This is a genomic window from Cupriavidus gilardii, from assembly GCF_013314895.1.
GTDB classification, from domain to species: domain Bacteria; phylum Pseudomonadota; class Gammaproteobacteria; order Burkholderiales; family Burkholderiaceae; genus Cupriavidus; species Cupriavidus gilardii_C.
The window spans coordinates 74756-98765 of record NZ_JABTYE010000021.1; the positions used below are offsets into that span (position 1 = coordinate 74756).

Genomic DNA, 24010 nt, shown 5'->3' on the forward strand with positions numbered 1-24010 from the left:
CGTTCGTTCGCGGCCCGCGACTGTCCTAGCTTGCCCGGCCTCATGGAATCCAAACCCCAGACCGGTCCCCGCCGCACGCGGGACCGCATCCTCGATGTCTCGCTTCGCCTGTTCAACGAGGTCGGCGAGCCCAACGTGACGACCACCACCATCGCGGAGGCGATGGAGATCAGCCCCGGCAATCTGTACTACCACTTCCGCAACAAGGACGACATCATCACGTCGATCTTCGCTCGCTTCGAGCAGGAAATGGAGCGCCGGCTGAAGCTGCCGGACGACCACAAGCCGACGCTCGGCGAAAGCTGGGGCTATCTGCAGTACATGTCCGAGTTCCTGTGGAACTACCGCTTCCTGTACCGGGACATCAACGATCTGCTGGCCCGCAACCGGATGCTGGAGACCAACTTCAAGCGCATCGTCGAGCAGAAGAAGCGCTTCGCGCAGGAGATCTGCCGCCAGTTCCTCGACGACGGCGAGATGGAAGCCACGCCGGATCAGGTCGACGCGATCTGCACCAATATCGTCGTGGTCGCGACCTACTGGCTGTCGTTCCAGTTCGTGCAGCATCCGCGCCAGTACAACGACCCCGAGCAGATCCGCGGCTATCTGCACAGCGCCAGCTATCACATCTTCTCGATCCTTGCGCCGTATCTGCGCGGCAACGCGCGCCAGACCTTCGATCAGCTGGCGCGCGAGTTTTCCGCGGCCAAGGCGCAGGGGGAACCCTCGGGCACGGCCGGCGCGCCGTCGCCCTCCTATCCCAAACCACGACAGGAAGGAAAGCAGTGAAATCGGTTTGCGTCTATTGCGGTTCGAGCCCCGGCAACCGCCCGGAATATGCGGAAGCAGCGCGCGAAATGGGCCGCGTGATGGCACAAAAGGGCCTGGCACTGGTCTACGGCGGCGGCAAGGTCGGCCTGATGGGCATGGTGGCCGATGCGGTGCTCGAGCATGGCGGCACCGCGATCGGCATCATCCCCGAGGCGCTGATGCACAAGGAGATCGGCCACGCCGGCCTGACCGAGCTGCACGTAGTGCGCAACATGCACGAGCGCAAGCAGATGATGGCCGACCGCGCCGACGCCTTCGTCGCGATGCCGGGCGGCATCGGCACCTACGAAGAACTGTTCGAGACTTTCACCTGGCTGCAGCTGGGCTATCACGCCAAGCCGGTCGGCGTGCTCAATGTCGCGGGCTTCTATGACGGCATGCTCGGCTTCCTGCGCCATGCGGTCGGCGAAGGCTTCCTGAAGCAGGAACACGCCGGCCTGCTGCGAGTGGCCGATACCCCGGACGGCATCCTGTCGTCGCTGGCCAACGTGCCGCAGCTGCGCGTCGACAAGTGGCAGCAGGCCCGCGACAAGACCTGAGCAGCAATGGAGCGGCGAAGCGGACGTAGAACGACGCCCGCCGCCGTCTCAGAACGAGGATCCGGGCTGACGCAGGAAGGCCAGCTCCTGATCGGTGCTGGGCCGGCCCAGCACCGCATTGCGATGCGGAAAGCGGCCGAAGCGCTCGATCACCACGCGGTGCCGCTCGGCCCATTCGACCACATCGACCCGACCTGCGGTGTCCTCGCGCAGCGCGGTCATCAGCTCGACCGCCGCGTGCTGCGCGTCCAGCGCTTCCGCATGCTCGAACGGCATATAGCAGAACATCCGGTGATAAGGCGTCGGCAGGCACCGGTCGTCGCCGCGCTCGACCATCCGCCTTGCGAGCGCCAGCGCCTGGGCATCGGTGGCAAAGCTGCGCGGATCGCCGCGGAACATGTTGCGCGGGAACTGATCGAGCAGCACGATGCGCGCGCAAACCGTTTCCGGCCCGACCTCGGCGGTGTTCTCGACGAACGACGACCAGCCGTCGGTGCCCGCATGCGCGGCTTCCCATGCCGGCAGGAATTCGGCCCGCACGCGGGCGTCGAATTCTTCGCTGCGTGTAAACCACATCGCCCGCTCGCGATCCCAGTCGGGGGAGTCCGGCGTGCCGAACCAGAACGCCAGGATGCGCGCGGCCAGATTGTTGTGATTGGTTTGGTCCATCGTTTGCAATTTCCTTCCTGAATCGAATTCCGCGATGAAGGACTCCCTCTCCCCCTCAGGGGGAGAGGGCTAAACAGTCGGCGACTCAGGTCGGCAGCTCACCGCGCCACGTTGCGCATCCAGTCGGCCGTCTGAAACAACGCCTGCAGCAGCCGCATCTGCAGGTCCTCGGACAGGCCGACGTCCTGCATCGCCATCGCCATGCAGCGCATCCACTGGTCGCGCTCGCTGATGCCGATCTCGAACGGCAGATGGCGGGCGCGCAGCCGCGGATGGCCGAAGCGTTCGATGAAATGGTTGGGACCGCCGAGCCAGCCGCACAGGAACCAGAACAGCTTGTCGCGCGAGCCGTCCATCGACGGCGGATGCAGCGCGCGCAAACCGGCGAACTCGGGCTCGAGGTCCATCAGGTCGTAGAAGCGGTCGACCAGCTCGCGCACGCGCGCTTCGCCACCGATCAGGTCGAACGCGGTGGGCTGCGGCGCGTCGTTGGTGGCCTTGTCGGTTGCCTTGTCGGTTGCCTTGTCGGTTGCCTGCTGGTCGGCTACGGGAATAGTGTCGGCATGCTGCCGGGATACGTCGGACATTGCGGTTCGGATCAACGGAATCGGTTTGCCGGCGACGGCGCCGCCGCGCGGGCGGCCCGGGTTCTGGCCGCCTCTTCAAGCCTCGCGCAGCGTGGCAAGCGCCGGCTGGCGCAGCACGTCGCGCAGGCCCAGCCAGCCGCCGGCAAAAGCGCACAGCATGCCAGAAACCACGCCGACCGGCACGATCCACGGATTGAGCACATAGGAGAAGTCGAACACGAAGCGGGACAGCGCCCAGCCGACCGCGATCGCTCCGATGCTGGCCAGCAGCCCCGCCAGGCCGCCGACCACCAGGAATTCGGCGTACTGGGTCTGCTTGATGGTCGCCGCCGAGGCGCCCAGCGCCTTCAGCAGCCCCGCGTCGCGGCGGCGCTCGTCGCGCGCGCCGGCCAGCGCGGCATAGAGCACGGTGACCCCGGCGGCCAGCGTAAAGGCGAACAGGAACTGCACCGCGGCGATGACCTGGTCCAGCACGCCCTGCACCTGCCGCAGGATCAGCTCGGTATTGACGATCGTGATGTTGGGAAAGCGCGCGCTCAGCGCGTTGCCCAGCGACGCCTGTTCCGGCTTCAGATGGAAGGCGGTGATGTACGTCTCGGGCAAGCCCTGCATCATCGACGGCGGCAGGATCACGAAGAAATTGACGCGCATCGAGCTCCAGTCGAGCTTGCGCAGCGAGGTCACCGGCGCCTCGATCTGCTGGCCCGCCACGTCGAAGCGCAGCGTATCGCCCAGCTTCACGCCCAGCGTCTTGGCGATGCCCTCCTCCATCGACGCCTCCGGCCGCTTGCCGTCGAACCAGCGGCCGGCGACCACGCGGTTGCCGTCGGGCAGCGCGTCGGTATAGGACAGGTTGAACTCGCGCTCGACCAGATTGCGCGCGCGGCCCTCCTCGAAGCGCGAGGCCTGCACCGGCTCGCCGCCGATATGCGTCAGCCGGCCGCGCACCATCGGATAGAGCAGATCGTCGATCCCGTCGCGGGCCAGCATCTGGCGCAGCGGCTCGCGCTGGTCCGGCTGGATATTGATGATGAAGCGGTTGGGCGCATCGGCCGGCGTGGCGTTGCGCCACGAATCGATCAGATCGTTGCGCGTCATGCCGAGCAGCAGCAGCGCCATCAGACCCACCGCCAACGCCACCGTCTGCAGCACCGTGACCGCGCGACGGCGCTCCAGCACTGCCAGCGCGAAGCGCCAGCCCACCGCACGCCCGGCCGATCTGCCGCCGACCAGACGGCCGCGCACCAGCCGCGCCAGCAGCGTCAGCAAGCCCAGCGCCAGCAGCGCGAACACCACGCCGGCGCCGGCGAAGCCGCCCGCGGTCAGCAGGCCGAGCTTGAGGTCGCGCGCCGCCACCAGCAGCAGCGAGACAAAGGCGCCCAGGCCCAGCGCATAGGCGATCCACACCGAGATCGGCGGCATGCCGACATCGCGGCGCAGCACCCGCAGCGGCGCGACCCGCGTCAGCGCCAGCAGCGGCGGCAACGCAAAACCGATCAGCAGCACCAGCCCGGACAGCAGCCCGATCACCGCCGGCAGCGCGGACGGCTGCGGCAGCGACACGGTCAGCAGATTACCCAGCGACAGCAGCAGGCCGTAGTGGCCAAGATAACCGAGCACGACGCCCAGCGCCGCGCCCAGCACGCCGACCAGCAGGAATTCGAGCCCGAAGGCCAGCAGGATCTCCCTGCGCGACAGCCCCAGGCACTTGTAGATCGCGCACGCGTCGGTATGGCGCTGCATATAGCGGCGCGCCGACATCGCGATCGCCACCGCGGCGATCATCGACGACAGCACCGCGACCAGCGACAGGAAGCGCTCGGCCCGGTCCAGCGTGGCCCGCATCTGCGGCTGGCCCGAGTCCAGCGACTCCACGCGGGTATTGCGCAGCCCGCGCCGTTCGATCTCGCGCTCGGCCCACTGGCGATAGGCGACGCCCGCCGCCTCCGGTCCGGCCACCAGCAGCCGGTAGCTGACCCGGCTGCCCCAGCCGATCAGGCCGGTCGCCTCGAGATCGGACAGCGGCAGCATCACGCGCGGCGCGAAGTTCATGAAGCCGCCACCACGGTCCAGTTCCTGCGTGATGATCCGCTCGATGCGGAAGCTGCGGCTGCCCAGCCGCAGCGTGTCGCCAACCTGCACGCCGAGCCCGCCGAGCAGCGCCTCGTCGACCCATACCGTGCCTGGCGCCGGGATGCCGCCGGCCGGCTCGCCCGGCGCGCCGGGCGCGGTGGCGGTCTTCAGCGTGCCGCGCAGCGGATAGCCGGGGCTGACTGCCTTCAGCGCGGCCAGCTGGCTGGCCGGCGCATCGCCATCGGCCGAGGCGGCGCCGGGCTGCCCGGCGTTGCCTTGATCGGCACGCTCGGCACTGTTCGCACCGGCAGCGCTGGCACCGTTGGCCTCGCCGCCCGGCCGCGCCACGGTCGCCATGCTCGGGAAGGTGACGGTCTGTGCGACCTTCAGCCCCTGGGTGGCAGCCTGCGCCGCGAAGGCCGGATCGAACGGCTGGTCGGCCACCAGCAGCACGTCGGCGCCGATCAGCTGGCGGGCGTCGCGCTCCAGCCCCTGCCGCATCCGGTCCGACAGGAAGCCGACGCTGGCCAGCGCCGCCACCGCGAGCACCAGCGCGAACAGCAGCAGCGTCAGCTCGCCGGCACGCCAGTCGCGCCGCGCCATCCGCCACGCCTGCGCCCACGGCGAGAAACGCGCCCCGGCATGGGGAACGGCGACGGGGCGCACTAGCGCAGGGGCGGCGGAATCCGCGGCGGAATCGGTCGGCATGATGTCGTGGTCGGGGTATTCGCAGTATTCGGTTTGAGGCGTGGATGGCGCCAATGATGGTGCGATCCCGGTCAGTACGCCGCCGGCGGGCCGCCCTTGCGGGTCAGCGTGCCATGCAGCTTGCGCACGCCGCGCCACAGCTTGGGCAACAGCCACAGCGCCAGCAGCAGGCTGATCGCCAGCAGCACGAAGAACAGCACCGGCAGGAAGAACGCCAGCAGCAGGCTGCCGGTGGCCGTCACGTCCTCGGTGAATGAGGCCGCCCAATTCGAAAAGGGTTCCGGCGACACATTGATCAGTGCGCGGGTGCCCGCCTTGGCGGCATGGGCGGTTCCGGCCAGCGTGCCGCCGATCAGGCCGGCGATCACCATCCATTGCGGATCGAGATTGCCGAAGGCGGCGGCCGCCAGGATCGCGCCGGCGGGAATGCGCACGAAGGTATGAAAGCCGTCCCACAGCGAATCGAAGCCCGGGACCTTGTCGGCGATGAATTCGGCCAGCGCCAGCACTGCGGCTACGCCGATCACCCAGTTCGATGCCAGCGGCTGCAGCCCGGCCGGCAGATCGAGCCAGCCCATGCGGGCCAGCACGCCGGCGGCCAGCACGGCCAGATAGAGACGGAAGCCGCTGGCCCAGGACATGCCCGCGGCCAGCGCGGCGGTTTCCAGCATCGGGACGCCCTCGCAGAGTCAGAGTCGGGGCCGGCGGCGCCGGCCATGGGCGCAGTGTAATACGGGCGAGTCAGCGGCCTGCCCGGGACGGCCGCGACAGTGCTTACTCCCGCCCGTCCGCCCCGTACCAGGGCAGCACCTGCTCCGGCGCCAGCAGCCCGCGCTGCTCGGCCAGCGCATAGCCCGGCAGCGCGGTGATGCGGGCGCCGATCGCCGGATCGGCCAGCAGCGCCAGCAGCGCGTGGGCCCACGGCGCAAACTGGTCGGCCTTGCGCAGCGCCAGGTAGTAGACCTCGCGCGTCAGCGGCACGAAGGCCAGCCCGTACGCCTCGGCGTTGACGCGCAGGCCGAAGCCGACCTCGGCGCGGCCGGCATGCACCGCCTCGGCGACCTTTTCGTTGCTGAACTCGGGCTGGTCATAGCCGGCGACCTGGTCGGCATACAGGCCCTGCGCCGCCAGCAGCTGGTCGAACAGCAGGCGCGTGCCCGAGCTGCGCTGCCGATTGACGAAGCGCGCCTGCGTACGGACCAGGTCGCGCAGTTCGCGGATCTCGCGCGCCCGCGACGGCGCGACGATCAGCCCCTGCTCGCGCGACGCCACGGGGATCAGCCGCACCGAGGACGGGCGCAGCCATTTGCGCAGCGTCACGTGTGCGACCGATCCGGCGGTCTGGATCGGCGCGACATAGAAGCCCGCCAGCTCCGCCTGCCGCTCGTGCAGGCAGATCAGGCCCTCGACGCTGCCGCAGAACACGGTATCGAGCTGCAGGCCCTCCGGCTGCTCGTTCAGCGCCGCCGCCAGCACCTCCATCGCGGGATCGTGGCTGCCGGAGAAATGGATGCGCGTCTGCGGCCGGGCGGCATCGTCCAGTTCCGCGGCGAACTCGGCCAGCGCCTTGCGCACCGCCGGATCGACCGCCTCGCGCAGCTTGACCTCGGCCCGCAGCAGACGCTCGCCGAAGCGCGTCAGCGAGGCGCCGCGGCCGCGCTCCATATCAAGCATGTTGCGCCCGAGCAGCGCCTCCCAGTCGCGCATCACGCCCCAGGCATGCCGGTACGACAACCCCACCTTGGCGGCGGCACGATGCAGCGAGCCGGTCTCGCGCACCGCCTGCAGCAGCAGGAACACCTTGCCGTTGGCACGCGGGTTGTCGTCCGTCGATACCACCGGAAACAGTTCGAAATGGAATGTCATATGTTCCGCTGTTCTTATTTACTTTGTTCTTGGAGTGCCGGGACAATCATGGCGCCCGTACAAGCTTGCGCAGATTAGCGGAAGCTTCGGATGTTGCGCATTGTCACCGAAGCGGATGGGCGCACGCAATTATGTTCAGATAAACATAACAAGAGGAATTCCGACATGCCGTTTCCCATGCTGGGTCGCCAGTCCGGCCTATCCGGCCCATCCCGCCTATCCCGCCTATCCCGCCACCCCCGCGCGCTGCCGCGCTTGGTCGCCGCCGTCCTGCTGTCCGCGGCCTCTCTGCTCGGCAGCGGCGCCGCCTTCGCCGGCGAACTGAAGCTGGCGACCACCACCAGCACCGAAAACTCCGGCCTGCTCAAATACCTGCTGCCGCGCTTCGAGCGCGACAGCGGCGTCACGGTCAAGGTGATCGCGGTCGGCTCGGGCAAGGCGATGAAGATGGGCGAGATGGGCGACGTCGACGTGTTGCTGGTGCACGCCCGCAAGATGGAAGACGCCTTCGTCGCGGCCGGCCACGGCGTCGACCGGCGCGACGTGATGTACAACGACTTCATCGTGGTCGGGCCGTCGGCGGACCCGGCAAAGATCGCGGGCAGCAAGGACGTGATCGCGAGCTTCCGCAAGATCGCCGCCAGCGGCGTCAAGTTCATCTCGCGCGGCGACAATTCGGGCACCGACGTGATGGAGAAGTCGTACTGGAAGGAGGCCGGCGTCGAGCCCAAGGGCCAGCCCTGGTACGTCAACGCCGGGCTCGGCATGGGCGAGGTGCTGACGATGGCGGCGCAGATGCCCGGCTACACGCTGTCCGATCGTGCCACCTATGGCGCCTATCGCGCCAAGACGGGCCTCGCCATCGCGGTGCAGGGCGATCCGAAGATGTTCAACCCATACGGCATCATCGCGGTCAACCCGGCCAGGCATCCCGGCATCAACTACGCGGATGCGCGCAAGCTGATCGAGTGGATCACGTCGAAGGCCGGCCAGGACGCCATCGCCAGCTACAAGGTCGAGGGCGAACAGCTGTTCTTCCCCAGCTACAAGACCGGCTCCTGACTTCGCTGGCTCCCGACTTCGCGGCTCCCGATTGCCGGTCGGGAGCCTGGCCCCTCCCGCAGCTTCACCGCCGCTCAGGGCTCCGCGGCCATCTCCAGCCGCGGCAACAGCGGCAGATCGGCCGCGACCTCGGCGATCATCCGGCGCAGCCACAGCACGTCCGGCGCGGCGTGGCAGCGTTCGTGCCATAGCTGGTAGAAGCGCATGCGCGGAAACGACACCGGCGCCGGCACCATCCGGATCGGCAGGTACTGCGCATAGTGCGCGGCGAACTGCCGGCCGGTCGTGAACACCATGTCGGTCTTCATCAGCACATACGGCACCAGCCCGAAATAGGGCAGCGTCACCTGGATGCGGCGCTTGTAGCCCTGCTCCGCCAGCGCCTGGTCGATCATGCTGCGCTGCATGGACGCATACGGCGCCGGCGCCAGATGCGGCATCTCCAGGTAGTGCTTCAGCGACAGCCCCTTGCGCGCCAGCGGATGCTGGGCGCCCAGCATGCAGACCACCTCGTCCTCGAACAGCGGCGAGATATGCAGATGCTCGGGCGGCGACAGCCAGTTGCCGATCACGATATCGAGCTTGCCCTGCTCCAGCTCCTCCAGAAAATCGGTGGCGCTGGTCAGCGGATGGACGAACAGCTTTGCACCCGGCGCCAGCCGGCGCACCCGCTCGACGATATTGGGCAGGAAGAACGCATCCAGATAATCCGGCGCGCCCAGATGGAAGGTGCGATCCGTGGTGGCCGGATCGAACTGTTGCGGCGGCCGCGCAATGCGGTCCATCGCCGCCAGGCTCTGCTCGGCCAGTTCCAGCAGCTCGCGGCCGCGCTCGGTGGGCACCATGCCGCTCTTGCCGCGCACCAGGATGGCATCGCCGGTGATCTCGCGCAGGCGCTTGAGCGTATTGCTGATGGCCGGCTGCGATTGCCCCATCCGCACCGCGGTGCGCGTGACGCTCTGCTCGGTCAGCAGGGTATGCAATACCCGAAGCAGATAGGTGTCCAGATGGTCGCGTCCGTGCATGGTGAATTCGTCCGGCCTGATAAACCTGCGGCCAGTGGCGTGGGGATAAGGATCGGCGCATAGTGTATGCCAGCCAACCTGGCAGCGGTCAATTCGGCGCAAACCCGCGGAAAGTCCTGGCCAAGCGGCCTAATACGCCGGTTGCGGCGCGGCCGGAGGCCGCGGCGGCGGTGCCGCGGGCGGCGTGCACGCCATGATGGGGCATATCACCTGGGCCGAATATTGCTACTCGGCGCGAGTGCTATGTTTGCCCCATCGCAAGGAGATAACACGACCATGGAGACACAACCCATCCGCTTCTACCATCGCGGCCAGGTTCAGCAGGTCACCGATGCCCCGATCACCCGCACCGTGCTGCAATACCTGCGCGAAGACGCGCGCTGCACCGGCACCAAGGAGGGCTGTGCCGAAGGCGACTGCGGTGCCTGCACCGTGGTCATCGGCGAACTGCAGCCCGATGGCGAGTTGAGCTTCAAGGCCGTCAACTCCTGCATCCAGTTTCTCCCCACGCTCGATGGCAAGGCGCTGATCACCGTCGAGGACCTGCGTCAGGCCGATGGCTCGCTGCATCCGGTACAGGAAGCCATGGTCGAATGCCATGGCTCGCAATGCGGCTTCTGCACGCCGGGCTTCGTGATGTCGCTGTGGGCGCTGTACCAGCAGCACCAGCCGGGCGGACCGGCGCCGGACCGGCAGACCATCTGCGACGCGCTGACCGGCAACCTGTGCCGCTGCACGGGCTACCGGCCCATCATCGAGGCGGGCCAGCGCATGATGTCGCTGCCCGCGCCGCACGCGAGCCGGCTCGAGCCGAAGGCGATCGCCACCGCGCTGCGCACGCTGATGCGTGAGGATACCTTCCACTATCGCGATCCGTCGGGCGCCTGGTTCCATGCACCGCGCACCGCGTCGGCCTTCGCCGCGCTGAAGGCGGCCGAGCCCTCGGCGCGTATCCTGGCCGGCAGCACCGACGTCGGGCTGTGGGTCACCAAGCAGTTCCGCGAACTGGGCAATCTGCTCTATGTGGGCCAGGTCGAGGACCTGCAGCAGATCGTCGAACGCGAAGGCGTCATCGAGATTGGCGCAGCCGTCTCGCTCGAGCGTGCCTACGCCGCACTCAACCAGGCCCATCCCGAACTCGAAGAACTATGGAAGCGCTTCGCCTCGCTGCCGATCCGCAATGCCGGCACGCTGGGCGGCAATATCGCCAACGGCTCGCCGATCGGCGACTCGATGCCGGCGCTGATCGCGCTCGGCGCCGAGGTCGTGCTGCAGCATCGCGATGGGCGCCGCACGCTGCCGCTCGAGGACCTGTATCTGGCCTATCAGAAGACCGCGATGGCCGAAGGCGAATTCGTCGCGGCGCTGCGCGTGCCGGTGTCCGGGCCTCAGCACTTCCGTACCTACAAGCTGTCCAAACGTTTTGACGAGGACATCTCCGCGGTCTGCGCCGCCTTCGGCATCACGGTCGCCGACGGCGCGGTGCGGCAGGCCCGCATCGCCTTCGGCGGCATGGCGGCCACGCCCAGCCGCGCCGCCCATGCCGAGGCCGCGCTGCTCGGCCAGCGCTGGGACGAAGCCGCCGTCAAGACGGCGATGGACGCGCTGTCGCAGGACTACACGCCGCTGACCGATATGCGCGCCACCGCCGAGTACCGCGCCCGCGGCGCTGCCAACCTGCTGTACCGCTTCTGGCTGGAGACGCGCGACGATGCGCTGCCGGCCGCCGCCGTCAACGTCCGTGCGATCGGGGCGGGCAGCGTGCCGCCTGCCACGGCCACCGCGGCCACCACGGCTACCGTTTAAGTAGAGGAGCGATCGGAATGAACAAGCAAACCGAGGCCTTCCTGCTCGACACCGGTGTCGCCAACGGCGGTGCGCCCGTGACGGCGGACTTCAACAGCGGCGACCTCGCCGCGCATATTGCCGCCGAAGCGCCGCCGCAGATCGGCGTGTCGCGCCCGCACGAGTCCGCGCATCTGCATGTGGCCGGCACGGCGACCTATACCGACGACATTCCCGAACTCGCCGGCACGCTGCACGCCGCGCTCGGCATGAGCGCCCGCGCCCATGCCCGCATTCGGTCGATCGCGCTGGACAAGGTGCGCGCCGCGCCGGGCGTGGTGGCGGTGCTGACGGCCAAAGACATTCCGGGCACCAACGACTGCGGCCCGATCATCCATGACGATCCGATCCTGGCGAGCGACACGGTGCAGTTCGTCGGCCAGCCGATCTTTATCGTGGTGGCCTCGTCGCACGATGCCGCGCGGCGCGCGGCGCGGCTGGCCGCGATCGATTACGAGGACCTGCCGCCGATCCTGTCGCCGGAGGCCGCGCACGAGGCACGCAGCTACGTACTGCCGCCGATGCATCTGGTGCGCGGCGAACCGCGCCAGCATCTGGGCACGGCAACGCATCGCGACAAGGGCCATATCCGCCTCGGCGGCCAGGAGCAGTTCTATCTGGAAGGCCAGATCGCCTACGCGGCGCCGAAGGAAAACGACGGCATGCACGTGTGGTGTTCGACCCAGCATCCGACCGAGATGCAGCACGCGGTCGCGCATGTGCTCGGCTGGCAGGTTCACCAGGTGCTGGTCGAATGCCGGCGCATGGGCGGCGGCTTCGGCGGCAAGGAATCGCAGTCGGCGCTGTTCGCCTGCTGCGCGGCCCTGGCCGCGTGGAAGCTGATGTGCCCGGTCAAGCTGCGTCCGGACCGCGACGACGACATGATGATCACCGGCAAGCGCCACGACTTCGTGTTCGACTACGAAGTCGGCCACGACGCGCAGGGCCGCATCGAAGCCGTCGCGGTGGAAATGGTCTCGCGCGCCGGCTTCTCGGCGGACCTGTCGGGCCCGGTGATGACCCGCGCGATCTGCCACTTCGACAACGCCTACTGGCTGCCGCACGTGCAGATCGACGGCTACTGCGGCAAGACCAACACACAGAGCAATACCGCGTTCCGCGGCTTCGGCGGCCCGCAGGGCGCGTTTGCGATGGAATACATCCTCGACAATATCGCGCGCACCGTCGGCCGCGATGCGCTCGACGTGCGCCGCGACAACCTGTACGGCAAGACCGAGCGCAACGTGACGCCCTACGGCCAGACCGTCGAGGACAACGTCATTCATGAATTGCTGGATCAGCTCGAGGCCAGCAGCGACTACCGCGCCCGCCGCGAGGCCACGCGCGCGTTCAACGCGAACAGCCCGGTGCTGAAGAAGGGCATCGCCATCACGCCGGTCAAGTTCGGCATCTCGTTCAATGTCGCGCACTTCAACCAGGCCGGCGCGCTGGTGCACGTCTATAACGACGGTTCGGTGCTGGTCAATCACGGCGGCACCGAGATGGGCCAGGGTCTGAACACCAAGGTGGCGATGGTGGTCGCGCACGAGCTGGGCATCCGCCTCGAACGCGTGCGCGTGACCGCGACCGACACCAGCAAGGTGGCCAATACCTCGGCCACGGCCGCCTCGACCGGCACCGACCTGAACGGCAAGGCCGCGCAGGACGCGGCCCGCCAGATCCGCGAGCGGCTGGCCGCCTTTGCCGCGCGCCAGGCCGGCGTCGAGCCGTCCAGCGTGCGCTTCGGCGACGATCTGGTGGTGGCGGGCGAAATGCGCCTGGGCTTTGCCGAACTGGCACGGCAGGCCTACGTCGCCCGCGTGCAGCTGTGGTCCGACGGCTTCTATGCCACGCCAAAGCTGCACTGGGACCAGAGCAAGCTGCAGGGCCGGCCGTTCTACTACTACGCCTACGGCGCGGCCTGCTCGGAAGTGCTGGTCGACACGCTGACCGGCGAATTCCGGCTGCTGCGCGCCGATGTGCTGCACGATGTCGGCCGCTCGCTGAACCCGGCGATCGATATCGGCCAGGTCGAAGGCGGCTTCATCCAGGGCATGGGCTGGCTGACCACCGAGGAGTTGTGGTGGAACAAGGACGGCAAGCTGATGACGCATGCGCCGTCGACCTACAAGATCCCGACCGTCAACGACTGCCCCGAAGAGTTCAACGTCCGGCTGTTCGAGAACCGCAACGCCGAGGACAGCATCCATCGCTCCAAGGCGGTCGGCGAGCCCCCGCTGCTGCTGCCGTTCTCGGTGTTCTTCGCGATCCGCGATGCCATTGCCAGCCTCGGCGGCTATCGCATCAATCCGCCGCTGCACGCGCCGGCGACCAGCGAAGCGATCCTGAACGCGGCCGACGCCGTGCGTACGGCAGCCGGGATCGCCTGACCGGCGCCGCTCAACATCACCGGACGCGATCATGCAGGACGCCCCGCTCAAGCCCTTCCGCTTTGCCGACGCCGCCGCGCTGGTACGCGCCGGCGTGCCGGTGACGATGGTCACCATCGTCGAGGTCAAGGGCTCCGCGCCGCGCGAGCCCGGCATCCGCATGCTGGTGACCGGCGACGATCTGATCGGCACGATCGGCGGCGGGCATCTGGAATGGCGCGGCATGGCGATCGCGCGCGAGATGCTCGATGCGGCCGCGCCTGGCGACGCTTCCTCGCTCGCCACCGATGCCACCCGCCGTATCGTGCGGATTCCGCTCGGGCCCGCGCTCGGCCAATGCTGCGGCGGCGTGGTGCAGCTTGGCTTCGAGCGGCTGGGCCCGGCCGATCTCGAATGGCTGGACGCGGTGGAAGCGGCCTTTGCCGCGCGCCGCACCGTCACGCGCACGGTGCCCGCCGCCGGCCCCGTCCGCCATGCGATCGACCGCACGCCACTGCCGACGCTGCCCGCCGTCACGCTGCACGAGGACGGCAGCTGGACCGACCTGCTGGCCCCCGACGAGATGCACGTGGTGCTGTTCGGCGCAGGCCATGTCGGCCATGCGCTGGTCAAGGTGCTCGGCACGCTGCCGTGCACGGTCCATTGGGTCGACGAGCGCGATACGCTGTTTCCCGGCGGCCTGCCCGCCAACGTGGTGGCCGAGGCCACCGATACGGCCGAGGCGGTGGTCGACCACGCGCCGCCCGGCAGCTACTTCCTGGTCATGACGCACAGCCACGCGCTGGACCAGGCACTGTGCGAACGGATCCTGCGGCGCACCGACTTCGCGTACTTCGGGCTGATCGGCTCGAAGACCAAGCGCGCCCGCTTCGAACACCGGATGGTCGAGCATGGCATCGACCCGGCCGCCTTTGCGCGGATGACCTGCCCGATCGGCGTCGGGGGCATCACCGACAAGGCTCCGGCTATGATTGCAGTTGCCATCGTCGCTCAGCTGCTGCAAGTGCGCGATCAGCGCCTGGCCGCGCTGCGCTCCGACGCACCGGCAATGCAGCGGGACGGCGGGCAACCGGGCGAGAGCAACAGCGACAGCCCCGCCCACCGGTAACCGCGCCGGCCAACTGCTCGAACGCGAACAGCAGGCCGGCATAGCAAAAAAGGATTCCCCCATGACGCTCGACGCCGCGCTCGCGGACCGCATCCGCCGCACCCCCAAGGCCGAACTGCATGTGCACATCGAAGGGACGCTCGAGCCCGAGCTGATCTTCCGGCTCGCGCAGCGCAACCGGGTCAAGCTGCCGTATCCCAGCGTCGAGGCGCTGCGCGCCGCCTACGCGTTCACCGACCTGCAGTCCTTCCTCGACATCTACTATGCGGGCGCCAGCGTGCTGCTGACCGAGGAAGACTTCTTCGACATGACGATGGCGTACGTCGAACGCGCGGTGGCGGACAACGTGCGCCACGCAGAGATCTTCTTCGATCCGCAGACGCATACCGCGCGCGGCGTGGACATCGAGATCGTGATCGACGGCATTGCCGACGCGCTGGCGCAGGCACGCACGCAATATGACTTCTCCAGCAGCATGATTCTTTGCTTCCTGCGGCATCTGTCGGAGGAAGACGCGTTTGCCACGCTGGAAGCGGCGCTGCCCTATCGCGATCGCTTCGTCGGCGTCGGCCTCGATTCGTCCGAGCGCGGCAATCCGCCCGAGAAGTTCGCGCGGGTGTTCGCCCGTGCGAAAGAGCTGGGCCTGCATCGCGTGGCCCATGCCGGCGAGGAAGGCCCGGCCGACTATGTCCGCGACGCGCTCGACATCCTGCAGGTCGAGCGGATCGACCACGGCGTGCGTGCGATCGACGATCCGGCGCTGGTCGAGCGGCTGGCGCGCGAGCGCATCGCGCTGACGGTCTGCCCGCTGTCGAACCAGAAGCTCAAGGTCTATCCCGACCTGCGCGACCATTCGCTGAAGAAGCTGCTGGACGCGGGCGTCGCGGTGACGATCCATTCGGACGACCCGGCCTATTTCGGCGGCTATATGAACGCCAATTGGGAAGCGACCTTCGAGGCGCTGCCGCTCGATGCAGCCGACGCGCACCGGCTGGCGCGCAACAGTTTCGAGGCGAGCTTCCTGCGGCCGGCGCTGAAGGCCGAATACCTGACCGAGGTCGACCGCTTCTGGCAATCGGCCAGCCCCACGACGCCGGCGAGCGCGGCGACGGCTTGATGCCGTTGCGGCCCTGACCGGCGCAACATCGGCCGACGCCCCCGCGCCGGCCTTCCTTAACCCCACGACCATGAACCAGACCACCAGCTCCTCTTCCCCGACCGGTACCCATCGCGCCATCCGTGGCCGCGTGCTGCATTTCCTGCGCGACCCGCAATTCCATGATGACGCGTATCAGTATTGGGAAGACGGTGTGCTACTGGTCGCCGACGGCCGCATCGCCGCGGCCGGGCCCTACGCCGAGCTGGCGCCGTCGATCGCCCCGGGCACCGAGGTGATCGACCATCGCGGCAAGCTGATCGTGCCGGGCTTTATCGATACGCACGTGCACTACCCGCAGACCGACATGATCGCGTCGCCGTCGCCGGGCCTGCTGCATTGGCTCGATACCTATACCTTCCCCGAGGAGCGCCGCTTCGCCGAGCCCCGGTACGCGGCCGCGGTGGCGAGCTTCTTCGCCGACGAGCTGCTGCGCAACGGCACCACCAGCGCGCTGGTCTGGAGCACCGTGCATGCGACTTCGGCCGACGCGCTGTTCGCCGAGAGCCATCGCCGCAATCTGCGGCTGGCGACCGGCAAGGTGCTGATGGACCGCCATTGCCCGGAATTCCTGCGCGACACCGCGGAATCGGGTGCGCGCGAATCGGCCGACCTGCTGTCGCGCTGGCATGGCAAGGGGCGCCTGTCCTATGCGATCACGCCGCGCTTCGCGCCGACGTCGACCGAGGCGCAACTGGCTGCCTGCGGCGAGCTGGCGCGCGCCTACCCCGATGCGCTGATCCAGACCCACGTGGCCGAGAACCGCGACGAGGTCAAATGGGTCGCCGAGCTGTTCCCGCAGGCGCGCAGCTATCTGGACGTCTACGATCGATACGGCCTGCTGCGCCCGGGCGCGTTCTACGGCCATGCGATCCACCTGGATGACGACGATCGCCGCCGGCTGGCCGACACCGGCGCGGCGGTCGCGCACTGCCCGACCTCGAACCTGTTCCTCGGCAGCGGTCTCTACGACTTCCACCAGTCCGACGCGCACCGGCTCAATCTGACGCTGGCCACCGACGTCGGCGGCGGCACCTCGTTCTCGATGCTGCGCACGATGAACGCCGCGCACAAGGTCGCCCGGATGGGCGGCTATCACCTGACCGCGCTGCGGATGTTCTACCTGGCCACGCGCGCGCCGGCCGATGCGCTCGGATGGGGCGATCGCATCGGCAGCTTCGCGGCGGGCAACGAGGCCGACTTCATCGTGCTCGATCCCGAGGCCACGCCGCTGCTGGGCCGCCGCAGCGCGCGCTCGGAAACGCTGGAGGAACAGCTGTTTGCGTTTGCGATGCTCGGCGACGATCGGGTGATCGACAGCGTCTACGTGATGGGCCAGCGGGCGGAAACCGCCACGGCATAGCGCGTACGGCAGCGGTACTGAAGCCACTGGGTCCCCGCCTTCGAGGGGACCCGGCGGCTTCCGTCTTTGCTTGACCCCGGTCAAGGCCGTTGTGGTCGATCTGCATTACGCTGGCCCCCGCCATTCGACAATGCCGATGCCAATATGACCACACCTGCTGCACCCGCCGATGCCGTCCGATCCGGCGTTCCACCCGAACCGCTGTCGCCCGACGCTGCGCTGCCGCCGCGCAAGATCATCCGCGGCTGGTTGATGCCGCTGTCCGAACGCAGCACGCCGCGCGCGCTGCTGCTGTTCGCGCTCGACGCGACGCTGTTCCTTGCCGCCCTCGCAGCGCTCGTCATCGCTTCGCACTGGCTCGCCAAACTCGCGCTCGGCGTGCTGGCGGGCGTGCTGATCGCCCGCCTGTTCATCCTCGGCCACGATGCCTGCCACCAGAGCCTGACGCCGCGGCGGCAGCTGAACAAATGGCTGGGACGGATCGCCTTCCTGCCGTCGCTGACGCCGTACAGCCTGTGGGAAGTCGGCCATAACGTCGTCCATCACGGCTATACCAACCTGAAGGGCTTCGACTTCGTCTGGGCGCCGTACTCGATGGAGGAATACGCGGCGCTGCCGTGGTGGCGCCGCGCGCTGGAGCGGCTGTATCGCAACGGCCTGGGCGCCGGGCTGTATTACCTGATCGAGATCTGGTGGCTGAAGCTGTTCTTTCCCAGCAGGCGGCAGATGGCGACGCGGCGGCCGGTCTTCCTGGCCGATTGCGTGCTGGTGGCCGCCTTCGCCGTGCTATGGATCGGCGGGCTGATCGGACTCGCACTCGCCACGAACCAGTCGGCGACGCTGCTGGTGATCGCCGGCTTCGTCGTCCCGTTCCTGGTCTGGAACGCGACCGTCGGCTTCGTGCTGTATGTCCACCATACGCACGAAAGCGTGGCCTGGTACGCCAGCAAGGCGATGTGGGCGCGCGCCCAGCCCTTCGTCTCGACCACGGTCCATCTGCGCTTTCGCCATGGCGTCGGCACGCTGCTGCACCACATCATGGAACACACCGCCCACCACGTCGACATGAGCGTGCCGCTGTACCGGCTCAAGCGCGCGCAGGCGCTGCTGGAGCGGGCGCTGCCCGGCCGCATCGTGGTGCAGAACTTCTCGTGGCGCTGGTATTTCGATACCGCGCGACGCTGCAAGCTGTACGACTTTCAGGCGCTGTGCTGGACCGATTTCCGCGGCCGCCGCACCACCGCGCCGTCGCCGGTGCCGGCGTAGCGCGCTTGCTTTGGGCCCGGTTTGGGCTCGGCCTGGGCGCGATCCGATGCGCCGCAGGGCCACCGCGGTATGGACGGCTGCCTCGCACACTGGCTATAATCGCGCTTCCCATTGGGGAGTAGCCGCCCTGCCGCGCGACACCGCGTTGTGCGACAGGGGCGTACGTCAACAGACTTGACCGCTTGCGGTTATGGCGTGCGCAGCTTTCGGAACGGTGCAATGCCTGTTCCAGGGCCTGGCGAGACCGATGACGTCGTTTTTCGGCTGGGCCGGGGAAAACGCACGTCATTGGCATCTCGCGATGCGTCCGGCCCGCTGCTCCGATAACAACGAATGGAATCCCTGCTCGTCTCGACCGGTATCGTCGCCCTCGCGGAAATGGGCGACAAGACCCAGCTGCTCTCGCTCATTCTCGCTGCGCGCTACCGCAAGCCCATCCCCATCATCCTCGGCATCCTGATCGCGACACTGGTCAATCATGGCCTGGCCGGCGCCCTCGGCGGCTGGATCACGCAAATGGTCGGCCCGGCGCTGCTGCGCTGGATCCTGGGCCTGGGCTTCATCGCCATGGGCGCATGGATGCTGATCCCCGACAAGCTCGACGAGACCGAGAAGCCCAAGGCGGTCAAGGGCGCGTTCGGCGTGCTGTGCGCGACCGTCGTGGTGTTCTTCTTCGCCGAGATGGGCGACAAGACCCAGATCGCCACCGTCGCCCTCGCCGCGCGCTTCAGCACCGATATCCTCGCCGTGGTCGCCGGCACTACCATCGGCATGATGCTGGCTAACGTGCCCGCCGTGCTGCTCGGCGAACGCTTCGCGCACCGTCTGCCGATCCGGCTGGTGCACCGCATCGCCGCGGCGGTGTTCGTCGTGCTCGGGGTGGTGGCGCTGATGGATATCGGGCGCTGATCGGGCGAAACCGGCGTCCGCTGAGACGCCGCCACCGAACGCGTCATACGGATACCAAGCCATAAAAAAACGGGGCTTTCGCCCCGTTCAAACCCTCGCCGGTCCGGTACTGCGGTCGCCGACTGCGCGGCCACCGGACCGTCGATCACCGATCGGTGGGTTATTGCGTCGTGTTGGCGCCGGCCTCGAACCACTGGCCAAGCAGCGCGCGCTCGTCGTCCGTGATCTGCGTGACGTTGCCCAGCGGCATCGCCTTCTGCTGCACGGCCTGCTGATAGATCAGCTGGGCGTGCGCCTTGATCTCGTCCGGCGTCTCGAGCTTGATGCCCTTGGCCGCGGTCGGCATCATCTTCGGCGCTTCGGCATGGCACTGCACGCAGCGCGCGTTCATGATCTCCTGCACCTTGGTAAAGCTGACCTTGGTAGCGGTGGCGCCGTCCGGTTGCGCGGCCACCGGCTGGCGCGGCTGCGGGGCGATCATCACGGCGACCACGCCGAGCGCGGCGACGCCGGCGGCAGGCCACGCGATATTGATCTTGCCCTTGTGCTTCAGGATGAAGAACTGGCGGATCAGCACGCCGGCCAGCATGATCAGCACCAGCACCACCCAGTTGTGCTTGTGCGCGTAGGTCATGCTGTAGTGGTTCGACAGCATCGCGAACAGCACCGGCAGCGTGAAGTAGGTGTTATGCACGCTGCGCTGCTTGGCGTTCTTGCCGTGGATCGGGTCGACCGGCTTGCCTTCGCGCATCGCGGCGACGGTCTTGCGCTGCCCCGGGATGATCCACACCAGCACGTTGGCGCTCATGATGGTGGCGATCATCGCGCCGGTCAGCAGGAACGCCGCGCGGCCCGAGAACAGGTGGCAGGCCACATAGGCGGCCAGCACCACGTACAGCGCCACCAGGATGCCGACCGTCCGATCGCTCTTGCCGAACACGCGGCAGATGCAGTCGTAGACCACCCAGCCCACCAGCAGATACGCCAGAGCCAGGCCCACCGCCGCGCCCGGCGACATGTCGTAGACGTTCTTGTCGATCAGGAACGTGCTGGCGTTGAACAGGTACAGCACCACCAGCAGCGCGAAGCCCGTCATCCAGGTCGAGTACGACTCCCAATAGAACCAGTGCAGGTTCTCGGGCAATTTCTTCGGCGCGGTCAGGTATTTCTGCGGGTTGTAGAAGCCCCCGCCGTGCACGGCCCACAGCTCGCCGCCCACGCCCTTGTCCACCAGGTCGGGATCGACCGGCTTTTGCAGGCTGTTGTCCAGCCAGACGAAGTAGAACGACGAGCCGATCCACGCGATCGCGGTGATCACGTGGGCCCAGCGCAGCAGCAGATTGGCCCAGTCGAGAATATAGCCTTCCATCTCTTGTCTCCTGTTTCCCTCGCTGCGCGAATCAGCTGCCGCGGTAGGTCGAATACGACCACGGCGACACCAGCAGCGGCACGTGGTAATGCGCGTTCGTATCGGCAATGCCGAAGCGCAGCGTCACCACGTCGAGAAAGGCGGGCTCGGGCAACTGCACGCCGCGCGCGCGGAAATAATCCCCGGCGCCGAATTCGAGCTCATAGACGCCGACGGCGAAGTCGGCGCCTTCGAGCAGCGGCTGGTCGCAACGGCCGTCGTGATTGGTCACAACGGTCTTCAGCGTTTCGCGGCGATTGTCAACAATTTTGGAAAGGGTAATCGACAGGCCTTGGCCGGGAATGCCTGCGGCGGTGTCGAGAACGTGGGTGGTCAAGCGTCCCATGGTCTGGTTCCTTAGCACGTGGGTGGTGAGAGGCGCCGCTGCCTTCACTAGCACCATTTGTGGGTATGGTGCCCGCTCGGTACGTCTTTTCAACGCATCCCGGCGCAGAACTGGTGCATGGCGACAATGCGCTGCACCAATCCGGATGACAACTGCGGGATTACCCGTAGTTGTCGAAAACCTGGTTCGGTTTTGTTGACAATATTGAATGCACAACCAAATAATTGTCAACAATTTTTGGATCGGCGCCATTGCACGATGCGCGGCCGAACCGTCCACCAGCGGGTGCCACGATGTCCAAGACTCTCAAGCTGATTGCCGGCGCCGATGAAGGCGCCGCGCCCAACGAAACGAAGCCGCGCAAGGGCTCGGTCGAAGAGCGCATGTATCACGAGATCTACGACGCGATCATGGAACACCGGCTGCCGCCGCGCACCAAGCTGACCGAGCATTCGCTTTGCGAGATCTATGCCACCGCGCGCCACACCGTGCGCAAGGTGTTGGCCCGCCTCGCGGCCGACGGCATGGTGGATCTGGAACCCAATCGCGGCGCCTTCATCGCCAGCCCTTCCACCGACGAGGCGCACGACATGTTCGAACTGCGCCAGATGCTGGAGCGCGCCGTGCTCGAGAAGCTCGCCGCGCAGCGCAATGTCCGCAGCGTGATTGCGCCGGTGCGCCAGATGGTCCAGCAGGAACGGCAGGCCTTCCTGAACAACGAGCGGCCCAAGTGGATCCGCCTGTCGGCCGAATTCCATACCGCGCTGGCCGAGTTGTCCGGCAACGCGCTGCTGGTCACGATGATGCGCCGCCTGGTGTCGCGCACCACGCTGATGATCGCCAGCGTCGAGGCGCCGGGCAACAACGCCTGCTCCTTCGACGAACACGAGGCCATTCTCGATGCGCTGGAACAGGGCGACGCCGCCCTGGCGCAATCGCGCATGGCGCACCATCTCGGCGCCTGCGCCGACCGCGTACAGCCCGACGACCCGGGCAGCTTCGACCTTCGCAGCGTGCTGGGACGCTCCACCTAGCACGCTGTTCCACCCTGCCGGCGCCCCCGCCCAGCTTTCGCAGCCCGCCCAGCCACGCGCACCCTCGCAGGTGCCGGCAGCGGGACCAGGCCCGACTTCGTTTCGTTCGAACGACCGGGCCGGACGCACCAGAAGGCATGCGGACGCCAAGCAAACGTCCAACCATCGGAGAGGAGACAAACACAATGACAAGCGCAAGCACCACGGTCCCCACGGACCTGACCAATGAGCGCCTGCCCTCGGGGCGGCTGCTCGCGCTCGGGCTGCAGCATGTACTGGTGATGTATGCCGGCACCGTGGCGGTGCCGCTGATCGTCGGCGGCGCGCTGAAGCTGCCGAAGGACCAGCTGGCCTTCCTGATCAATGCCGACCTGTTCGCCGCCGGCATCGCCACGCTGATCCAGGCGTTCGGCTTCTGGAAGTTCGGCATCCGTCTGCCGGTGATGATGGGCGTGACCTTCGCCTCGGTGGCGCCGATGATCGCGATCGGCTCCGATCCCAATATCGGCCTGCTGGGCATCTACGGCGCGGTGATTGCGTCAGGCCTGTTCGGCATCCTGATTGCGCCGATGATGGGCCGCATGCTGGGCCTGTTCCCGCCCGTGGTGACCGGCACGGTGATCACGCTGATCGGCGTGTCGCTGATGCGGGTCGGCATCAACTGGGCCGCCGGCGGTCAGCCGACCACCCGCACGGTGATCGACGGCGTGGCCAAGGAAGTGCCCAACCTCGCCTATGGCGACCTGACCAATCTGGGCATCGCCGCACTGGTGCTGGTCATCATCCTGCTGCTGACCAAGTACGGCCGCGGCCTGGTGTCGAACTGCGCGGTGCTGCTCGGCATCATCGCCGGCACGCTGATTGCGATGGCGATGGGCAAGGTGTCGTTCGAGGGCCTGCACGAGGCAAGCTACGTGGCCGTCATCACGCCGCTGCATTTCGGCATGCCGACCTTCCACTTCTCGGCGATCCTGTCGATGTGCATCGTGATGGTGATCACGCTGGTCGAATCGACCGGCATGTTCCTTGCACTGGCGGACATCACCGGCAAGCGGCTGTCCAACGCCGATCTGACGCGCGGCCTGCGCGCCGACGGCCTGGGCACGGTGATCGGCGGCGTGTTCAATACCTTCCCCTACACCTCGTTCTCGCAGAACGTCGGCCTGGTCACGGTGACTGGCGTGCGTTCGCGCTATGTCGCGGCGGCGGGCGGCCTGATCCTGATCGCCTTCGGCCTGTTCCCCAAGATGGCGCACGTGGTGGCCTCGGTGCCGCAGTTCGTGCTGGGTGGCGCCGGCATCGTGATGTTCGGCATGGTTGCCGCGACCGGCATCCGCATCCTGGGCTCGTGCGACTTCAACCGCAATCGCCACAACCTGTTCATCGTCGCGATCTCGATCGGCTTCGGCATGATCCCGACGCTGTCGCCGACCTTCTTCCAGAACCTGCCGAGCTGGACCCATGCGATCACGCACAGCGGCATCGTGCTGGGCACGGTGGTCGCGGTGGCGCTGAACCTGTTCTACAACGGCATCCAGTCGGCCGACGAAGCGTTGCGCAACGCGGCCGCGAATACCCACGGCACGGAATGAGGCCAGCCGTGCGATGGTCCGCGCCGCCGCTGCTGTTGCTGCCGCGGCGGCGCGGGCGGGGTCGATGCCGTGCGGCCCGTTTTGACAACCCGAGTGACCCTGATGACAAACCATAACTATCCACGCGATCTGATCGGTTACGGCAGCCAGCCGCCCCACGCCCAATGGCCGGGCGGCGCGCGCGTTGCGCTGCAGTTCGTGCTCAATTACGAGGAAGGCGGCGAGAACTGCGT

Annotated in this window: 20 protein-coding genes, 1 pseudogene and 1 riboswitch; of the genes and pseudogenes, 13 read left to right on the top strand and 8 right to left on the bottom strand. The window is 67.6% G+C overall.

Translation table 11 applies throughout. From position 1 onward, the window contains the following. Nucleotides 1-42: 42 nt before the first annotated feature. Together HTY53_RS19375 and HTY53_RS19380 are read left to right on the top strand one after the other, a co-directional pair. Nucleotides 43-789: a TetR/AcrR family transcriptional regulator gene (locus HTY53_RS19375; RefSeq protein ID WP_174108122.1), complete on the top strand. Its 747-nt coding sequence runs from the start codon at nucleotides 43-45 to the stop codon at nucleotides 787-789. Then, a complete protein-coding gene (locus HTY53_RS19380) occupies nucleotides 786-1370 on the top strand; it encodes a TIGR00730 family Rossman fold protein (protein WP_174108123.1) in 585 nt (194 codons plus the stop codon). The genes HTY53_RS19375 and HTY53_RS19380 overlap by 4 nt, the downstream gene beginning before the upstream one ends. A 48-nt stretch (nucleotides 1371-1418) precedes the next feature. Here the strand turns inward: HTY53_RS19380 and HTY53_RS19385 are convergent, their stop codons facing one another. The 5 genes from HTY53_RS19385 to HTY53_RS19405 all read right to left on the bottom strand — a co-directional run bounded on the left by HTY53_RS19385 (nucleotide 1419) and on the right by HTY53_RS19405 (nucleotide 7273). After that, entirely contained in the window at nucleotides 1419-2039 is a 621-nt protein-coding gene (locus tag HTY53_RS19385) for a DUF924 family protein (RefSeq protein WP_174108124.1), read from the bottom strand. Between the two features lie 98 nt (nucleotides 2040-2137). Then, entirely contained in the window at nucleotides 2138-2626 is a 489-nt protein-coding gene (locus HTY53_RS19390) for a group II truncated hemoglobin (RefSeq protein WP_254600024.1), read from the bottom strand. Between the two features lie 75 nt (nucleotides 2627-2701). Beyond that, entirely contained in the window at nucleotides 2702-5407 is a 2706-nt protein-coding gene (locus HTY53_RS19395) for an ABC transporter permease (RefSeq protein WP_174108125.1), read from the bottom strand. A gap of 71 nt (nucleotides 5408-5478) precedes the next feature. Continuing rightward, entirely contained in the window at nucleotides 5479-6078 is a 600-nt protein-coding gene (locus tag HTY53_RS19400; RefSeq protein ID WP_174108126.1) for a DUF4126 domain-containing protein, read from the bottom strand. Between the two features lie 103 nt (nucleotides 6079-6181). Next, entirely contained in the window at nucleotides 6182-7273 is a 1092-nt protein-coding gene (locus tag HTY53_RS19405) for a substrate-binding domain-containing protein (protein ID WP_174108127.1), read from the bottom strand. A gap of 165 nt (nucleotides 7274-7438) precedes the next feature. On the opposite strand from HTY53_RS19405, the gene HTY53_RS19410 reads away from it, so the two are divergent. Beyond that, nucleotides 7439-8335, top strand: a complete 897-nt coding sequence (locus tag HTY53_RS19410) for a substrate-binding domain-containing protein (RefSeq protein ID WP_438820973.1) — start codon at nucleotides 7439-7441, stop codon at nucleotides 8333-8335. A gap of 74 nt (nucleotides 8336-8409) precedes the next feature. Here HTY53_RS19410 and HTY53_RS19415 read toward each other — a convergent pair whose 3' ends face one another. Further along, nucleotides 8410-9360, bottom strand: coding sequence for a LysR substrate-binding domain-containing protein (locus tag HTY53_RS19415; protein WP_174108128.1), 951 nt, complete (start codon nucleotides 9358-9360; stop codon nucleotides 8410-8412). A 276-nt stretch (nucleotides 9361-9636) separates the two neighbouring features. Between HTY53_RS19415 and xdhA the strand changes: the two genes are divergently transcribed. The 7 genes from xdhA (at nucleotide 9637) to HTY53_RS19450 (ending at nucleotide 19397) form a co-directional block, all read left to right on the top strand. Then, nucleotides 9637-11166 carry a xanthine dehydrogenase small subunit gene (xdhA, locus tag HTY53_RS19420; RefSeq protein ID WP_174108129.1) on the top strand — a complete coding sequence of 510 codons (1530 nt, stop codon included), beginning with the start codon at nucleotides 9637-9639 and terminating at the stop codon, nucleotides 11164-11166. A 17-nt stretch (nucleotides 11167-11183) separates the two neighbouring features. Then, nucleotides 11184-13595, top strand: coding sequence for a xanthine dehydrogenase molybdopterin binding subunit (xdhB, locus tag HTY53_RS19425; RefSeq protein WP_174108130.1), 2412 nt, complete (start codon nucleotides 11184-11186; stop codon nucleotides 13593-13595). A gap of 31 nt (nucleotides 13596-13626) precedes the next feature. After that, nucleotides 13627-14703, top strand: a complete 1077-nt coding sequence (gene xdhC, locus HTY53_RS19430; protein WP_174108131.1) for a xanthine dehydrogenase accessory protein XdhC — start codon at nucleotides 13627-13629, stop codon at nucleotides 14701-14703. A 61-nt stretch (nucleotides 14704-14764) separates the two neighbouring features. Continuing rightward, nucleotides 14765-15820 carry an adenosine deaminase gene (locus tag HTY53_RS19435; protein WP_174108132.1) on the top strand — a complete coding sequence of 352 codons (1056 nt, stop codon included), beginning with the start codon at nucleotides 14765-14767 and terminating at the stop codon, nucleotides 15818-15820. Between the two features lie 70 nt (nucleotides 15821-15890). Continuing rightward, nucleotides 15891-17222 (top strand): guanine deaminase, encoded by a 1332-nt coding sequence (guaD, locus tag HTY53_RS19440; RefSeq protein ID WP_174108133.1) that lies wholly within the window; start codon nucleotides 15891-15893, stop codon nucleotides 17220-17222. Between the two features lie 144 nt (nucleotides 17223-17366). Next, nucleotides 17367-18488, top strand: a complete 1122-nt coding sequence (locus tag HTY53_RS19445; protein WP_174108134.1) for a fatty acid desaturase — start codon at nucleotides 17367-17369, stop codon at nucleotides 18486-18488. A 101-nt stretch (nucleotides 18489-18589) separates the two neighbouring features. Then, nucleotides 18590-18766: riboswitch (yybP-ykoY riboswitch) on the top strand. Between the two features lie 55 nt (nucleotides 18767-18821). Then, nucleotides 18822-19397 carry a TMEM165/GDT1 family protein gene (locus tag HTY53_RS19450; RefSeq protein ID WP_174108135.1) on the top strand — a complete coding sequence of 192 codons (576 nt, stop codon included), beginning with the start codon at nucleotides 18822-18824 and terminating at the stop codon, nucleotides 19395-19397. Between the two features lie 160 nt (nucleotides 19398-19557). Here HTY53_RS19450 and HTY53_RS19455 read toward each other — a convergent pair whose 3' ends face one another. Then, nucleotides 19558-20766: a urate hydroxylase PuuD gene (locus tag HTY53_RS19455; RefSeq protein WP_174108136.1), complete on the bottom strand. Its 1209-nt coding sequence runs from the start codon at nucleotides 20764-20766 to the stop codon at nucleotides 19558-19560. A gap of 31 nt (nucleotides 20767-20797) precedes the next feature. Further along, nucleotides 20798-21151 carry a hydroxyisourate hydrolase gene (gene uraH, locus HTY53_RS19460; protein WP_149319441.1) on the bottom strand — a complete coding sequence of 118 codons (354 nt, stop codon included), beginning with the start codon at nucleotides 21149-21151 and terminating at the stop codon, nucleotides 20798-20800. A gap of 293 nt (nucleotides 21152-21444) precedes the next feature. Between uraH and HTY53_RS19465 the strand changes: the two genes are divergently transcribed. The 3 genes and pseudogenes from HTY53_RS19465 to HTY53_RS24840 form a co-directional block, all read left to right on the top strand. Continuing rightward, complete coding sequence (locus HTY53_RS19465) at nucleotides 21445-22185, top strand: GntR family transcriptional regulator (protein ID WP_006576976.1); 741 nt, start codon at nucleotides 21445-21447, stop codon at nucleotides 22183-22185. Between the two features lie 185 nt (nucleotides 22186-22370). Then, nucleotides 22371-23777, top strand: coding sequence for a nucleobase:cation symporter-2 family protein (locus HTY53_RS19470; protein WP_174108137.1), 1407 nt, complete (start codon nucleotides 22371-22373; stop codon nucleotides 23775-23777). 102 nt (nucleotides 23778-23879) lie between these two features. Beyond that, nucleotides 23880-24010 (top strand): annotated as a pseudogene (locus tag HTY53_RS24840) (allantoinase); the annotation flags it as partial.

What these genes read in the sequence shown, in the direction of transcription:
- HTY53_RS19375 (WP_174108122.1), top strand. Translation starts at nt 43, where the DNA reads ATGGAATCCAAACCCCAGACCGGTCCCCGCCGCACGCGGGACCGCATC.
- HTY53_RS19385 (WP_174108124.1), bottom strand. Translation starts at nt 2,039, where the DNA reads ATGGACCAAACCAATCACAACAATCTGGCCGCGCGCATCCTGGCGTTC.
- HTY53_RS19390 (WP_254600024.1), bottom strand. Translation starts at nt 2,626, where the DNA reads ATGTCCGACGTATCCCGGCAGCATGCCGACACTATTCCCGTAGCCGAC.
- HTY53_RS19395 (WP_174108125.1), bottom strand. Translation starts at nt 5,407, where the DNA reads ATGCCGACCGATTCCGCCGCGGATTCCGCCGCCCCTGCGCTAGTGCGC.
- HTY53_RS19400 (WP_174108126.1), bottom strand. Translation starts at nt 6,078, where the DNA reads ATGCTGGAAACCGCCGCGCTGGCCGCGGGCATGTCCTGGGCCAGCGGC.
- HTY53_RS19405 (WP_174108127.1), bottom strand. Translation starts at nt 7,273, where the DNA reads ATGACATTCCATTTCGAACTGTTTCCGGTGGTATCGACGGACGACAAC.
- HTY53_RS19410 (WP_438820973.1), top strand. Translation starts at nt 7,439, where the DNA reads ATGCCGTTTCCCATGCTGGGTCGCCAGTCCGGCCTATCCGGCCCATCC.
- HTY53_RS19415 (WP_174108128.1), bottom strand. Translation starts at nt 9,360, where the DNA reads ATGCACGGACGCGACCATCTGGACACCTATCTGCTTCGGGTATTGCAT.
- xdhA (WP_174108129.1), top strand. Translation starts at nt 9,637, where the DNA reads ATGGAGACACAACCCATCCGCTTCTACCATCGCGGCCAGGTTCAGCAG.
- xdhB (WP_174108130.1), top strand. Translation starts at nt 11,184, where the DNA reads ATGAACAAGCAAACCGAGGCCTTCCTGCTCGACACCGGTGTCGCCAAC.
- xdhC (WP_174108131.1), top strand. Translation starts at nt 13,627, where the DNA reads ATGCAGGACGCCCCGCTCAAGCCCTTCCGCTTTGCCGACGCCGCCGCG.
- HTY53_RS19435 (WP_174108132.1), top strand. Translation starts at nt 14,765, where the DNA reads ATGACGCTCGACGCCGCGCTCGCGGACCGCATCCGCCGCACCCCCAAG.
- guaD (WP_174108133.1), top strand. Translation starts at nt 15,891, where the DNA reads ATGAACCAGACCACCAGCTCCTCTTCCCCGACCGGTACCCATCGCGCC.
- HTY53_RS19445 (WP_174108134.1), top strand. Translation starts at nt 17,367, where the DNA reads ATGACCACACCTGCTGCACCCGCCGATGCCGTCCGATCCGGCGTTCCA.
- HTY53_RS19450 (WP_174108135.1), top strand. Translation starts at nt 18,822, where the DNA reads ATGGAATCCCTGCTCGTCTCGACCGGTATCGTCGCCCTCGCGGAAATG.
- HTY53_RS19455 (WP_174108136.1), bottom strand. Translation starts at nt 20,766, where the DNA reads ATGGAAGGCTATATTCTCGACTGGGCCAATCTGCTGCTGCGCTGGGCC.
- uraH (WP_149319441.1), bottom strand. Translation starts at nt 21,151, where the DNA reads ATGGGACGCTTGACCACCCACGTTCTCGACACCGCCGCAGGCATTCCC.
- HTY53_RS19465 (WP_006576976.1), top strand. Translation starts at nt 21,445, where the DNA reads ATGTCCAAGACTCTCAAGCTGATTGCCGGCGCCGATGAAGGCGCCGCG.
- HTY53_RS19470 (WP_174108137.1), top strand. Translation starts at nt 22,371, where the DNA reads ATGACAAGCGCAAGCACCACGGTCCCCACGGACCTGACCAATGAGCGC.